This is a genomic window from Bradyrhizobium sp. UFLA06-06, assembly GCF_054820065.1.
Window position 1 is genome coordinate 80,544 of sequence record NZ_JADFUD010000005.1, and the last position, 14,553, is coordinate 95,096.

General features: G+C 65.1%; 12 protein-coding genes. 4 read left to right on the top strand and 8 right to left on the bottom strand.

From position 1 onward, the window contains the following. Positions 1-2,409 (bottom strand): TonB-dependent receptor family protein, encoded by a 2,409-nt coding sequence (locus IF803_RS05950; protein WP_411784225.1) that lies wholly within the window; start codon positions 2,407-2,409, stop codon positions 1-3. Positions 2,410-2,491: 82 nt separating this feature from the next. Next, a complete protein-coding gene (locus tag IF803_RS05955) occupies positions 2,492-2,863 on the bottom strand; it encodes a DUF2946 domain-containing protein (protein WP_028339639.1) in 372 nt (123 codons plus the stop codon). A gap of 457 nt (positions 2,864-3,320) precedes the next feature. On the opposite strand from IF803_RS05955, the gene IF803_RS05960 reads away from it, so the two are divergent. The 4 genes from IF803_RS05960 (at position 3,321) to IF803_RS05975 (ending at position 7,521) form a co-directional block, all read left to right on the top strand. Beyond that, on the top strand, positions 3,321-3,746 hold the full coding sequence (locus IF803_RS05960) for a globin (protein WP_304495545.1): 426 nt from the start codon (positions 3,321-3,323) through the stop codon (positions 3,744-3,746). Between the two features lie 88 nt (positions 3,747-3,834). After that, positions 3,835-4,872 carry a sugar ABC transporter substrate-binding protein gene (locus IF803_RS05965; RefSeq protein ID WP_016848453.1) on the top strand — a complete coding sequence of 346 codons (1,038 nt, stop codon included), beginning with the start codon at positions 3,835-3,837 and terminating at the stop codon, positions 4,870-4,872. 9 nt (positions 4,873-4,881) lie between these two features. Next, a complete protein-coding gene (locus IF803_RS05970; protein ID WP_028339636.1) occupies positions 4,882-6,384 on the top strand; it encodes a sugar ABC transporter ATP-binding protein in 1,503 nt (500 codons plus the stop codon). Between the two features lie 102 nt (positions 6,385-6,486). Then, positions 6,487-7,521 (top strand): ABC transporter permease, encoded by a 1,035-nt coding sequence (locus IF803_RS05975; protein WP_028339635.1) that lies wholly within the window; start codon positions 6,487-6,489, stop codon positions 7,519-7,521. An 815-nt stretch (positions 7,522-8,336) separates the two neighbouring features. Here the strand turns inward: IF803_RS05975 and mtnK are convergent. The 6 genes from mtnK to nuoN form a co-directional block, all read right to left on the bottom strand. Beyond that, positions 8,337-9,641, bottom strand: coding sequence for an S-methyl-5-thioribose kinase (mtnK, locus tag IF803_RS05980; RefSeq protein WP_461191583.1), 1,305 nt, complete (start codon positions 9,639-9,641; stop codon positions 8,337-8,339). 177 nt (positions 9,642-9,818) lie between these two features. Beyond that, positions 9,819-10,094 (bottom strand): DUF1467 family protein, encoded by a 276-nt coding sequence (locus IF803_RS05985; protein WP_028340120.1) that lies wholly within the window; start codon positions 10,092-10,094, stop codon positions 9,819-9,821. A gap of 6 nt (positions 10,095-10,100) precedes the next feature. Beyond that, positions 10,101-10,505, bottom strand: coding sequence for a methylmalonyl-CoA epimerase (gene mce / locus IF803_RS05990; RefSeq protein WP_024583489.1), 405 nt, complete (start codon positions 10,503-10,505; stop codon positions 10,101-10,103). A 71-nt stretch (positions 10,506-10,576) separates the two neighbouring features. Next, the gene (locus IF803_RS05995) at positions 10,577-12,247 is read right to left on the bottom strand and encodes a ribonuclease J (RefSeq protein ID WP_453945995.1); all 1,671 of its coding nucleotides are present in this window, start codon (positions 12,245-12,247) and stop codon (positions 10,577-10,579) included. After that, positions 12,247-13,053, bottom strand: a complete 807-nt coding sequence (locus IF803_RS06000) for a biotin--[acetyl-CoA-carboxylase] ligase (RefSeq protein WP_461191665.1) — start codon at positions 13,051-13,053, stop codon at positions 12,247-12,249. The genes IF803_RS05995 and IF803_RS06000 overlap by 1 nt, the downstream gene beginning before the upstream one ends. A 61-nt stretch (positions 13,054-13,114) precedes the next feature. Beyond that, complete coding sequence (gene nuoN, locus IF803_RS06005) at positions 13,115-14,551, bottom strand: NADH-quinone oxidoreductase subunit NuoN (RefSeq protein ID WP_028340123.1); 1,437 nt, start codon at positions 14,549-14,551, stop codon at positions 13,115-13,117. Positions 14,552-14,553: the final 2 nt, after the last annotated feature.

A 14,553-nucleotide genomic window follows, 5' to 3' on the forward strand; every position in this document is an offset into this window, starting at 1 on the left:
TCATTTGAACGCAATCTTCATGCCCGCCACGAAGGCGCGCGGCGATCCGGCATAGATCGAGTTGGTCGAGTTCGCCAGTACGCTCGCGGGATTTTGAATGCCGGCCGCGGTCACCGAATTTGAGATGTTGTTCGCCGACGCCACGTAGGTCCGGTCGAAGACGTTCCTCACCTCGATGTACAGGTTCAGCGCCTTGAAGTAATCGGAGACGAGATCAGTCTTGTAGTGCAGGTTGAGGTTGACCAGCTCATAGCCCGGCGCCTTCAAGAGGTTGGCGTTGTCCATGTAGAAGCTGTCCTTCCACTGGACTTCGACGAACCCGCCAAGTCCCTGCAACGGACCCGACAACTGGTCGTAGCCTAGCCGCGCCGTGAGCTCGTTGGGTGAGATGCCGGGGATCTTGTTGCCGGCGCGATTGAAGCTGAACACCGCGCCGTTCGTGATGTTCTCGACGTATTCGGTGTAGACCTCGTCGAGATAGGTGTAGGCCGCCGAGAACCGCCAGCCCGGCAGGAATTTCCAGTCGGCGGCCAGTTCGACGCCGCGATGCTCCGATCGCGGCGCGTTGAACGTGTAGGAGATGCCCGCAAGTGGCGTGGCCTGGGAAACGAGCTCGTCCTTGAAGAACTCGTAGAACCCGGTGACGCTGAGCTTGAGCGCGTTGTTCGGTGTCCAGTCGGCGCCGACGTCGTAGCCGAGATTCTTCTGCGTCCGCAGCTGGGTGTTATTGCCCGAGGCGCCGCTCGGCAGGACGAACAAATTGCCGACCTGCGGCGTACCATATCCTGTTGCCACCCGCCCGCGGAATTGCCACTCGCTGCTCAGCCGGTAGAGCAATGCGAGCTCGGGCGCGGTATTCTGGAATTGCCGGTCCGCCGTCGTGATCGCCGTGGTGGTGGTTCCGGCCGCGCCGGCGTAGCTGTAGGCGGTGTTTCGGCCCGTCAGACTGGTGGCCTCCCAGCCAATGCCGGCAACGGCCGTCAGCGCAGACGTGAGCCTCAATTCCTCCCGTGCACGAACACCGTAATTCGTCGTCGTGCTGAGCAAATTGCTGGACAGGCTTCCGAGCGTCGCGTTTCCGCCCGGCATCACATTGCGCGTGTCGCTCGACGCGGTGAGCGTATTGTAGAAGCCGCCGAAATAGGTCGTCGAATCCAGCCCGAAGATATCGCCGCGTCTGACGACGTCGCTCATGTAGTTGTAGGACGGGAAGTCGCCGATCGCGCTCGTCGATCCAGTCGGCTGGTTGATGTTGCGATCGTCGAAGACGAACTGGTTGCGCCAGGTGGTCTGGTTGTCGAAGTCGTGCTCCCAACGGCCTCCGACGATGGTACGGCGGTCGTCGCGCCCGAGGCCGGCCTGAACCGCGGTCTCCCTGTCGGTTCCTGCCGCCGCGTTGAAGCCGTTGTTGAACAACGTCACGGTGGCGCATCCCGGCGCGGCCGTCGCGCCGGTCGTGCAACCCTGCTGGAACGGGTTCTGGTAGAACTGGTTCAGCGAAGAGCGGATCGGCAGGCGCGTCGTCAGGTCGTTGTTGATCAGCTTCACCGTGAAGCGGTCGTCCGGCGTGACCTGCAGCGTGCCGAGGAAATTGACGGTCTGGGTGTTGAACCAGCTGTTGCCGATGTAGCCGTCGCCGCGCGCATCGCTCGCGAACAGCGAGCCCTCGAAATTGCCGACCTTCTTGCCAGCGGCGAGATAATTGTTGAGGTAACCGAAGCTGCCGCCGTCGACGCCATACTCGACGCCGTCGATCGTGCCGCCCGGCCGGGTCCGGAAATTCAGCGCGCCGCCGGTCGCGTAGTTGCCGTAGAGCGCCGAGGATGGCCCGCGGACCACGTCGATCGCGCCATAGGCACGCGGATCGATCAGGTCGCTGCGCGATAGGCCGTCCGGCTGGGTCACCGGGAAACCATCGTCGAAGATGACGAGGTTGCGGATGCCGAAGCCGTTCCGCGCATTCGACCCGCGGATCGAGATGCCGAAATCACGCGGGCCGTTGCCCTGCTTGATCGAGATGCCCGGACTGTCCCGCAGCACATCGGCGACGGAGAACGCCGGTCGGTTGTCGAACTGGCTGCGGTCGATGGTCGTCTGCGTCTGGCCTGTGGGCGCCCGGTTCAAACCGTCGCGAGTCGCGGCAAGCGTCTCCCCCGGCCTCGCGCCGCCCGCCGGGGCCGCCGTCGCGGCCGGCCCTGCCGCCGGCTTCGGTGGCCGCCGGACGGACGCCGCACGAACGCGCGGCTTCGCCGCCGCCGGTTTGGCGCGCACCGCCGTCCGGGGCGCCTCGACGGTGACGGAGGGTAGCTCCGTGCTGGGTGCCTGGGCTTCGGCAGCGGACGGCAATGCGCAAAGCGTCGCGCCCAGCGCGAGCACGCTTGCCGCTTCCAGCGGATGATAGCGAAACATGGATGAATCCTGACACCGGCGCTCCGGCCGGCTTGCTCAAGGGCACTTGCCGGCGCGGGACGCACCGGCAGCGACAAGGTCGTCAGGAAAACAGCGGCGGCGCGCGGGCTTGCGCCGAGAGGCCGGCGCGCGAACGATCGAGCTCGGAGGCGAAATCAAGCCAGGCGATGCGGCTCGGCAGGCGTTCGACGGCCTGGGCCGCAACTTGCGGGCTATCAACCGGCGCACCTGTCTGCAGCACGCTGCAGGCCGAGCAGCAGCCGTCATGGGCGTCGTGACTGGTCTGGTCACCCTGCCCGGCTCCGGAGCCGGCATCGCCGTGGCAGATGGTGGCGGCCGCGAGCGGATCGGACGCGGCAAGGCTCGCCGCCCAGCAGGCCCCGATCGGCGCAAGAATCTGCACCAGCAGGGCAACCAGGACGATGGGCAGAAAATTCTTCAGCCGCCGGCGCATCGCAAAACCATCCGGGACGGAACTAACCACCATGAGCGCCGGAAGTCGAGATCGCCGACGCGCCCCGTTTCTTCCAGCCGACGGAAATAGCCGAGCGTGGCACTTGTGTCACGGCGGCCCCGAAATCAGTCGTATCCCCTTACCCTGCCACGTGTTTTACATCTCCCGTCACAACCGCCAGTGGCGCCATCCCAATCATTTCGCAAATTGCTCGAAAATTGAACAATCGTTGCCGAAAATGATGACAAGCCTGGAAAGATAGTCTACCAATTCGGGCTCAGGCCAGCCGCGAGGTGTGTCCTGGTGGTCCAAGTCTCGGGAGGAGCCCGACGCGCACAAGCAGCGTCACCCCATCAATCAAGATCAAATCGAATTTTTGGGGCAAATAGGGTCGACACAATTTTTGGAGCAGGGCTTTCAGCCCTGCTCTTTTTTTATGTGATGATCGCAATCCGCTATGACTCCATCATTGAATCCGATCGAACGCAGCTTTGAACTCGCAGCCGCGCGTTGCGATGATTTGACACCATTGGTCTATCGCCGCCTGTTTCACGAACATCCCGAGACGCAGGCGATGTTTCGCACCGAAGGCAGCGAGCCTGTGAAAGGCTCGATGCTGCAGCTGACGATCGAAGCCATCCTCGATTTCGCGGGCGAGCGCCGCGGACATTTTCGCCTGATCGAGTCGGAAGTGTTCTCGCACGACGCCTACGGCACGCCGCGCGAACTGTTCGTGGCATTCTTCGCGGTGATCGCCGATGCGCTGCGCGACATTCTCGGCGAGCAATGGACTGCGGAGATCGATGCTGCGTGGCACAAGCTGCTCGGCGACATCGAAGCCATCGTGCTGCAGCAGAAACATCTCGTGGACGAGAGGCCGTAGCGTCATCGTTCCGATTGTGACACACTCGTTTTATCCGCGGCGCGTGCAACTGACGCCGACGGTCAGAAAAACGAAGAGGGAGCAAGCAATGCCAGGGACCGACAAGGGGATGGACAAGGCGTCGACGACGCGGCGCGACCTTTTGCAGATGGCGGCGGCGGGTGGAGCTGCGGCCGGCCTGTTCGGCGGAATGGGCATGACGACGTCCGCGCTCGCCGCCGAAATGGGACGCTCGGAAAAGCCGCTGAAGGCGGCGTTCTCCAACGCCGGACTGCAGGCGACGTGGTGCGCACAGGGCAAGCAGGCCGCCGAATTCTGGGGCAAGCTGTTCAACGTCGAGGTGACCTGGTTCGACGGCCAGCTCGATGCCGTCAAGCAGCGCGCCGCGATCGACAACATGGCGTCGCAGAAATGGGACTTCGTCGCGATCCAGGCGTTCGGCATCGGCACGCTGACCCAGCCGGTGCAGAAGATGATCGACGCCGGCACTCCCGTGATCGACATGGACACGCTTATTGCTCCTCTCGATCAAATTAACGTCCACTCGTTCCTCGCGCCCGACAACGAGTTCATGGGCGCCTCGGTGACCCAGGCGCTGTGCAACGCGATCGGCGGCAAGGGCAAGGTCATCATGACCCAGGGCGCGCTCGGCCACACCGGCGCGCAGGGCCGCGCCAAGGGCTTCAACTCGGTCATCAAGCAGTTTCCGAACATCGAGGTGCTGGACACCCAGCCCGCCGACTGGGACGTCTCCAAGACCGCTCGGCTCTGGGAAACCTATCTGACCAAATACTCGCAGATCGACGCCGCCTTCTTCCACAATGACGACATGGCGCTCGCCGCCTACAACATCATGAAGGCGCGCAACCGCACCAACATCCTGATCGGCGGCGTCGACGCCATGCCGCCGGCGATCCAGGCGGTCAGCGAAGGCCGCATGTTCGCGACCGTCCGCAATCCGTCCTGCCGCATCCATGGCGGCGCGATCGTCGCGGGTGTCGCCGCCGTGGTCGGCGGCGAGAAGAGCGGCCAGGGCATTCCGAAGAACGTCGTGACCGACGGTCCCGTCGTGACCAAGGCCAACGCCGCCGGCATGCAATGGATGGAGGATCACTTCCTGATCTGAGCGGGCCTCATGACGCAGGGACGCTCGGCGATCCTCGAATTGCACCAGATCACGAAGGCCTTCGGCGGCGTCGAAGCCCTTCGTGGGGTCGACTTCGCGCTGCACGCCGGCGAGATCCACGGTCTCGTCGGCGAGAACGGCGCCGGCAAGAGCACGCTGATGAAGATCATCGCCGGCGTGCACCCCGAGTTCTCCGGCCGCTTCATGCTGGACGGCAAGGAGACCCGCTTCCGCTCCACCCGCGACGCACACGCCGCCGGCATCGGCATGGTGCATCAGGAGCTCAGCGTCGCGCCTGATCTCACGGTCGCCGAGAACGTGTTCCTCGGCAACCAGCTCACCAACCGCCTCGGCTTCGTGCAGTGGCGGCGGATGGCGCGCGAGGCCGGCGAGCAGCTGGCACGGTTTGGCATCGACGTCGACCCGATGACGCGGCTCGGCGATTTGCCGATCGGCCTGCAGCAGCTGATCGAGATCGCCCGCGTGCTGTTTTCCGGCGCACGCATCATCATCCTGGACGAGCCGACCTCCGCCCTCTCCCCACCCGAGGTGGAACGCCTCTTTGCGACGCTCCACAAGCTGCGCGACCAAGGCACCAGCATCGTCTTCATCTCGCATTTCATCGAGGACATTTTGCGGGTCTCCGACGTGGTGACGGTGTTCCGCAACGGACGGAAGATCGCCGAGACGGCGTCCGCGGACACCACCAAGGGCGCGCTGATCGAGGCCATGATCGGCCGCGGCGGCGAGGCGCTGGAGCACAGCTACACCGACGACCTCATGCTCCCGCAACCGGGCGGCGGCGCGGCGGTGCTGAAGGTCGATCAGCTCTCGCTCCGCCGCAGCCTGCAGGACGTCACGTTCGAGGCCCGCTCCGGGGAAGTGCTCGGCATCTACGGCTTCATGGGCTGCGGGCAGTTGGAGCTGTCGCGCATCCTGTTCGGCAAGCTCCGGCCCGACGGCGGAACGCTGGTGGTCGACGGCGCCGCCAAGACCTTCCGCAGCACCGCAGCCGCCCGGCGGGCCGGCGTTGCGCTGGTACCTGAAAGCCGCCGCGCCATGCTGTTCCACCAGGAGCCCGTCTACAAGAACATCTCGATCAGCATCCTCGAGCGGATCTCGGCGCTGCTGCTCAAGCCGGTGCGCGAGCGCGCGATCGCCCAGCGCCAGGTCGAGCAATTGCAGATCCGGCCGCCAGTGGTCGGCCTCGATCTCGGCATGCTGTCCGGCGGCAATCAGCAGAAGGTGGCGCTGGCGAAATGGCTCGCCTATCCGCCGCGCGTCCTGGTGCTGTGCGAGCCGACCCGCGGCATGGATGTCGGCGCCAAGAACGACGTGATCAACATCGTGCGCGATCTCCGCGCCAGGGGACTGGCGATCATCGTGCTGTCGACCGAGCCGGAGACGGTGCTGTCGCTCGCAGACCGGATCCTGGTGCTGAAGCGCGGCGCGGTGGTGCGCGAATTCGCGGGCGAAGCGGTCAGCAAGGACCGGCTGCTGGAGGCCGCCTAGAGCATGATCCGGAAAATTGCGAAGCGGTTTTCCGATGAGATCATGCTCAAACAAACAGAGAAAGCGCGATGACCACCTCATCGCGCTTGATGGAGAGACATGATGGCAAGCAGTGACGGCGCGACGGCGCGAGCGGATCACCGGCGGTCGCGCGGGCTGGCGCCCTTCCTGCGCTCGCAGATGCGCAACATCGCGCCGTTCCTGACGCTGATCTTCCTCAGCGCCTTCTTCGCGATCGCGAGCCCGTCGTTTGCCACCATCGACAATGTCGGCAACATCCTCACGCAAGTCTCGGTCACCGGCATCATCGCCGTCGGCCTCACCTTCGTGATCCTGTGCGCCGAGATCGACCTGTCGATCGCCAGCATCGCCAACGTCACCGGCATTGCCGTGGCGTACTTCACGCTGCAGGAATCCTACGTCAACATCGCCAATGTCCCGATGCCGGGCATCGTCGCGATCCTGCTGGCGTTGGCGCTGTGCGCACTGCTCGGCCTCGTCAACGCGCTGGGGCTGACCATGATCGGCATCCCCTCCTTCATCATGACGCTGGCCATGATGCAGATTGCGGCCGGCGTCTCGGCGCTGCTGGTGCGCGGCCAGATCGCCTACAAGGTGCCGGACCTGATCACGACGCTGGGCTCCGGATCGATCGGCGGCATCCCCTGGATCGTGATCGTCGCCGCGGTGATGCTGCTCGGCGGCCATCTGGTGCTGACCTATACGCGGTTCGGCCGCTACGTCTACATGGTCGGCGGCAACCGCGAGGCCGCCGAATTCGCCGGGCTGAACGTCAAGCTCATCCTCGGCAGCGTGATGGTGATCTCGGCGGTCTGCTCCGGGATCGGCGGCATGCTCGGCGTCGCCCATTTCGGCAGCGCCCAGCAGAACGAATTCGATACCTATCTCTTGGATTCGATCGCGGCCGTGGTGGTCGGCGGCACCAGCCTGTTCGGCGGCCGCGGCGGCATCGGCAACACCATCGTCGGCCTGTTCGTGCTCGGCGTGCTCAACAACGGCCTCGACCACATCAATATCGACAGCTTCCTCAAGATCCTGATCCGCGGGTTGATCCTGCTCGCGGCGCTGATCATCAACGTCTACGCGCAGCGGCTGCGGGAGCAAGCGGCGGAGTGACATGTTAGGTCCGTCATCCTGAGGTGCGAGCCTTGCGGCGCAATTGCGCCGCTGGGCGAGCCTCGAAGGATGGATCGGCCGGAGTGGGGCCGTGCATCCTTCGAGGCTCGCAAGGGCTCGCACCTCAGGATGACGGGGCCGCGATCGTTGGCACGCGTTCTCTCCATTCGTCGTCCCTGCGAAAGCAGGGACCCATACTCCGCGGCGGATGTGGTGAACCGGACTCGTCGTTCCGCGATCGCACAACAATGACCATCTGTGGTTATGGGTCCCTGCTCCCGTGCGCAATTGCGCACTAGGCAGGGACGACAGCGAATGTGTGGCTCGGTTCGTGAGTCATACTTCGGTGTTCTCGCGACATGAATTGCCCGAGCTTTGCTGTTCGTTTCACCTTCTGAAAGCAGAGGGCGCAGGGAAAGCCGGGTGCCGATCGCACCCATGGGCCCCGTGCAAAAGGTAGAAAGCACGGGGGTAGGACCACAGGTGTAACCGGAAACAACCCGGCTTTCCCTGCGCGATGGGCTACGGCTTATTTCGTGCTCTCCCCGGCGAGACTGGGCTTGCTTGTCACCGTCTTCGCAACGCGCACCGCGCAATCGGAAAAGACACCTGCCGCTAGGACGTCAGGACCACACGACTTCACCGTCCGCCTCATGCGCGTTCGTCAACTGCGCAATCGGCGTCCACCGCATCTCGACCCACGTTCGTGACGACCGCGAAGCGCCCCTCGTGTCGGGCGAGACGGAGGGATTAAACATCTGAGTTGGGGTCCACGTCAAGATAAAATTCGGAAAACACGAATATCTCCACCCCCGCTACCTGGCAAAATCCGGCTGCCAGTGGCGCAGCTCGCGCGCGGCGTAGGTGACTGCGCCGATCGTCGTGAAGGATGCGGCCTCCAGCATCATGTTGCGGGCGAGCTTGAGGGCCCGCGCCTCGCAGATCGCGCGCTGCTTCTCATCCGCGATCCACTCGAAATCGATGTTGTGCGCGAGACCAAGGATGCGCCGGACGGTCTTGGCCGCGGCGAAGCCGACGGTGTCCTGGAACAATCGCGCCATGTAGGCCTGCCGTTCGGCCTCCAGCCGCGCGGTGCCAGCTTCGCCCGTGAACAGCGACGACGGATAACCGTCGCCCTTCGCCTCGCTGCGCCACAGCGCGAGAAATTTGCGCGAGAACCCGGCCCAGACGCCCTCGATGGTCTCCAGCAGCCATGCCTCGAACGAGGCACGGTCGCCCGGCGCGCGCTCGTGGCCGGCGGAGGCGAGATAGGCCATCAGCAGATTGCCGATCACCGCGCCGATGTCGAAGCCCATCGGGCCGTAGAAGGCGAATTCGGGATCGATCACCTTGGTTTCGCTCTCGGTGACCATGATCGAGCCGGTGTGCAGGTCGCCATGCAGCAGCGCTTCCGGGCTCGCCATGAATTTCAGCTTCAGCCTGCTGATCGCGACATGCAGGTCGAGATCCTCGCGGAATGCAGCGGCCGTGGCGTCGAGATACGGCGCGGTCCAGCGGTTCTGCTCGGCGGTGCGGTAGGGATCGGTGAAGATCAGGTCCTCGGTGATCTTGCAGAGCGCATGGTTGCCGGCGAAATCGGCGATCCCTTGCTTCTTCTCCGCGGCCGACAACGCAAGGTCGGACGTGAAGAACAGCGTCTGCGCCAGGAAGGTCGAAATATCCTCGACAAAGCGCGGGTACCGCGTGGCCTCGATCAGGCCCTTGCGCATGATGATGTGCGGCTCGAGCAGCTCCATCGCCGTGAGCGCGAGCGGCGCATCATGATGCAGCACCGCCGGCACGAGCATCGGCGCCAGCCGCGCCTGATGCACCAGCGCCATGTGCTCGTAGTGCGCCCGCGACAGCGGCAGCGGCCAGCTCTCGCCGACGAGGCGCACATAGGGCAGCGCCTGCTTGACCGCGAGGCCGCCGCTTCCGCCCTTGACGATGAAGACGAGGTTGAGGTTGCCGTCGCCGACCTCGCTGATCGACCAGTCCGCCGGCGCGCCGCCGAGCTGCGCGACTATGGAAGGAATGTTCGCGAGATAGTCCCGCAGGTCCGCTTCCCGCAGGATTCGATACTGGCTCTGCCCGGAGCCCGGCTGGGCCTGCAGGTTCATCGTGGTCGCCTCCTCCGCATTGCCAGGGCGAGGTTGATCCCCGCTCCATTGGCGTCAGTTTCTAAAACAGCATCCCCATCGGTACGTAGCCCGGGTGAGCGAAGCGATACCCGGGAAAGTGATCCCGCATGTCGCTTCGCTCATGCGGGCTACTTCTGATCCAACGAAAACTGCGTATCAGAACGGCATCCCCATCAGTTTCGACAGCCGCTCGATCGAGAGATAGCCGGAATGATAGGCCCACATCGCGATCGCGAAGATCACGGCCGAGATCAGCGTGGTCCACAACAGCTTGCGGCCCATCCGCGCCAGGATCGGCGCGCCGGGATCGGTGCCGGGCGCGCCGACGCCGTCCTCATGCTGGCTGCGTATGCCAAACGGCAGCGTCAGGAACAGCACGAGCCACCAAAGCACGAAGTAGATCGCTAGCCCTGTGGAGATCTGGTACGCCATATGGCCTCAGGCCTGTTCGATCTCGACCAACGCGCCGGAAAAGTCCTTCGGGTGGAAGAACAGCACCGGCTTGCCATGCGCGCCGATCTTCGGCTGGCCGTCGCCGAGCACCCGCGCGCCCTCGGCGATCATGCGGTCACGGGCGGCGATGATGTCGGGCACGTCGTAGCAGACATGGTGGATGCCGCCGTCGGCATTGCGCTCGACGAATTTCGCGATCGGCGAGGCATCGCCCAGCGGCTCGATGAACTCGATCTTGGTGTTCGGCAGCGTCACGAACACGGTGATGACGCCGTGCTCCGGCAGCGGCACCGCATCGGAAATCTCGGCATTGAAGGCAGTGCCGTAGATCTTCGCGGCCTGCTTGGCGTCCTTGACCGCGATCGCGACGTGATTGAGCCGGCCCAGCATCTCTCTCTCCCTTTAGTTGAGCATGATCTTTTCGGAAAACCGCTTCGCACTTTTCCGGATCATGCTTAGGCTCAAACCGTCAGAACGTGCACGACGCAGATCGGCTTCTTGCCCCATTGCTCGTTCAGCACCGCCCGCACCGCGCGCCGCACCGATTCCCCCAGCGCGTCCGGATCGCGCCGCCGCGGCTTCGGCAGGCCCTCGATCGTCGATACCACCACATCGAACACGATGTCGTCGAGCAGTTCGCCTGCCGCATTGTTCTCCGGCATGCCGACCAGATCAACCTCGGGGTCGTCGACGAGCTCGCCCTGCGCGGTCATGGCGATGGCGACGAAGGCGCAGCCGGCAAAGCCCATCCGCCGCCGCTCCACCACGGCGCGCGACTTCGAGTCCTCAAGGATGGTTCCGTCCTTGTAGAGCCGGCCCGCCGGCACCTCGCCGACGATGCCGGGCTCACCGGGCCCGAGCTTGACGAGGTCGCCGTTGCGGCAGGTCAAGACCTTGGGCACGCCGGCGGCGCGCGCCAGCTTGGCGTGTTCGGCCAGATGCAGCGCCTCGCCATGGACGGGGATCAAGAGCTGCGGCCGCACCCAGGAGATCATGTCGCGCAACTCGTCGCGACGCGGGTGGCCGGAGACGTGCACCAGATGCTCGCGGTCGGTGATGATCTCGACGCCCTGCATGACCAGGTTGTTGATGATCGAGCCGACCGCCTTCTCGTTGCCGGGAATGGTGCGGGAGGAGAAGATCACGGTGTCGCCCTTGTTCAGGGTGACCTGCGGATGGTCGTCATTGGCGATCCGCGCCAGCGCCGCGCGCGGCTCGCCCTGGCTGCCGGTGCACAGCGCCAGCACCTTGTCGGCCGGGAAATGGCCGTAATAGTCGGCGCTGCGGAATTTATGCGAGCCGTCGAGATAGCCGCATTCGCGCGCCACCTGCACCACGCGCTCCATGGCGCGGCCGACCACGACCACCTCGCGGTCGGCGGCGTTCGCGGCGTCCGCCACCGCCCGCACCCGGGCGACATTGGAGGCGAAGGTCGTCACCGCGACCCGGCCCTTGGCCGCCTTGACCAGCTTCTTGATGGTGGCGGCGACCTCGGTCTCCGACGGCGAGCGCCCGTCGCGCACCGCATTGGTGGAATCGCCGACCAGCGCCAGCACGCCTTCATCGCCGAGCTCGCGCAGCCGCCGCTCGTCGGTCGGCTGGCCGATGATCGGGGTCGGATCGATCTTCCAGTCGCCGGTATGCAGCACGGTGCCGACATCGGTCTTGATCGCCAGCGCGTGCGATTCCGGAATCGAATGCGCGACGGGGATGAACTCGACATTGAACGGGCCGATATCGACCCGCCCGCCCGACGGGATCACCGTGACCGGGATTTTTGGTGGGTTGCGCTCGGCGGCGCATTTGGCCTCGAACAGCGCCGCGCTGAATTGCGTCGCGTAGATCTTGCAGCCGAGCTTCGGCCAGAGATCGATGATGGCGCCGAAATGATCCTCATGGGCGTGCGTCAGCACGAGGCCCACCAGGTTGTTGCGCTCCTTCTCGAGGAAGCGGACATCGGGCATGATCAGGTCGATGCCCGGCAGATGCTCCTCGTCGCCAAAGGAGACGCCGAGATCAACCGCGAGGAAGGAGCGCTGGTGGCGGTTGCCGAGGCCGTAGATCGACAGGTTCATGCCGATCTCGCCGACGCCGCCGAGCGGCGCAAAGGTGAGCTCGTCGGGACGCGCCATCAGTTCGCCCTCACCGAGGCTGCGGAGCCGAAATAGACCTCGCCCGCCGTCACGGGCAGGCGCTCGCCATCAGCGGTGCGGACGATCAGGCAGCCGGTATCATCGATGGTGTCGAACGTGCCCTCAAGGGTCGCCGATCCGGTCTGGACCGCGACCTTCTCGCCGAGCCCGGCCGCGCGCTCCAGCCAGAGCCTGCGGATCCCGGGGAAGCCGCGGCCGTCGTCCCAGATGCCGCGAAACTCGACCCAGGCGTCCGACAGCGCGGCAAACAGCTCCTCCGCCCCGATCTGGATGCCGAGCGCCGCGAGCGATACGGCCGGCGTCGGCGTCCCCTCGGGTGCTGCGACGACATTGGTGCCGATGCCGACCACGACCGCCAGCCGGCTCCCGATGGCCTCGGCCTCCAGCAGGATGCCCGAGAGCTTCTTGCCGTTGGCCAGCACGTCGTTCGGCCATTTCAGGGTGAACTTCGGGCTGTCCGGCCCGAGCCGCAGCGCCGCCTCGATGCTGACCTTCCGCAGCGCGGCTTCGAGCGACAGCCCGGCGGCAAAGCCGAGGGTGGCGGCGACTGCCGGCTGGACGTCCGTCACCTCGAGGATCGTGCTGGCGAGATTGCCGCGCGGCGCGACCCAGACCCGCTGCCGCCGCCCGCGGCCCGCGGTCTGTTCCGGCGTCACGAACCACATCGGCCCCTGCTCGCCGTCGCGGGCGCGCAGCATCGCCTCGGCATTGGTCGAGCCGATCTGATCGAAGGCGGCGAGCCGGTAGCCCGCCGCTATGGCCCGGGGCCCGAGCGTGAAGGTCATGTCAGCGTTATGCGCATGATTGGTTCCGAAAGCCAGCATCCCGATTTCGGAACCGCAGGCGTCAAAATAGTGATTTGGCCGCCGCCGTGGCCACGCTCACCAGCGGACCCGGATAGGCGAAGAAGAAGATGTTGAAGATGCCTGCGACCGCCAGCACGGTGCGCAGCTCGACGCGGACCGGGTCGAGCTTGCCGAGCGGCTGGTCGAAATACATCACCTTGACGATCGACAGATAGTAGAACGCGCCCACCACGCTGGTCAGCACGCCGATCACGGCGAGCGTGAACAGATTGGCCTTGATCGCGGCGACGAACACGTACCACTTGCCGAAGAACCCGGCGAGCGGCGGCACGCCGGCCAGCGAGAACAGCAGCATCGCGAAGATGAAGGCGAGCAGCGGGTTGGTGCGGGACAGGCCGGCGAAATCGCTGATCTGCTCCAGTGCCTGGCCGTTCCGCTTCATCGCCAGGATGATGCTGAACGAGCCGAGCGTCATCGCGACATAGATCGCGATGTAGATCAGGACGCCCTGCGCGCCCTCGACCGTGCCGGAGGCGAGGCCGACCAGCGCAAAGCCCATATGGCCGATCGAGGAATAGGCCATCAGGCGTTTGATGTTGGTCTGGCCGATCGCCGCGAACGAGCCCAGCGCCATCGAGGCGATCGCCACGAATACCAGGATCTGCTGCCACTGGGTGACGATGCCCGGGAACGCGGTCAGTGTCGCGCGGGTGAACACCGCGAGGGCCGCGACCTTCGGAGCGGACGCGAAGAACGCGGTCACCGGCGTCGGCGCGCCCTCATAGACGTCCGGCGTCCACATGTGGAACGGCACCGCCGAGACCTTGAAGCAGAGGCCGGCGAGCAGGAACACCAGGCCGAACACGATGCCGATGCTGCCGGTGGTTGCCGCCGCGGCGATGCCGGCGAAGCTGACGGTACCGGTGAAGCCGTAGATCAGCGAGGCGCCGTAGAGCAGCATGCCCGACGACAGCGCCCCGAGCACGAAATACTTCAGGCCCGCCTCGCTCGACTTGGCGTTGTCGCGCTGGCTGGCGGCGACGACGTAGAGCGCAAGGCTCATCAGCTCGAGGCCGAGATAGAGCGAGATCAAATCGCCGGCCGAGATCAGCACCATCATGCCGAGCGTCGACAGCAGCACCAGGATCGAGAACTCGAAGTTGCGGCTCGACGGCTGGGACAGGTATTCGGTCGACAGGATCAGGGTTGCCGCCGAGGCGATCAGCGCGAGGACCTTCAGGAAGCGGGCGAAGTCGTCGACGATGAAGCTGCCGCCGAAGGTCACGAGCTTGCCGGCCGGCAGCCAGAGCTCCAGCACGCCAGTCAGCACCAGGAGACAGATCGCCAGCGCCGTGACGAGCCGCGTCGTCCCCTGCCCGCGATAGGCTCCGATCATCAACAGCACCATGGCGCCGACCGCGAGCACCAGCTCCGGCAGCACCGGCTGCAACTGATAACCTGCACTGGAAAAGCTCATGA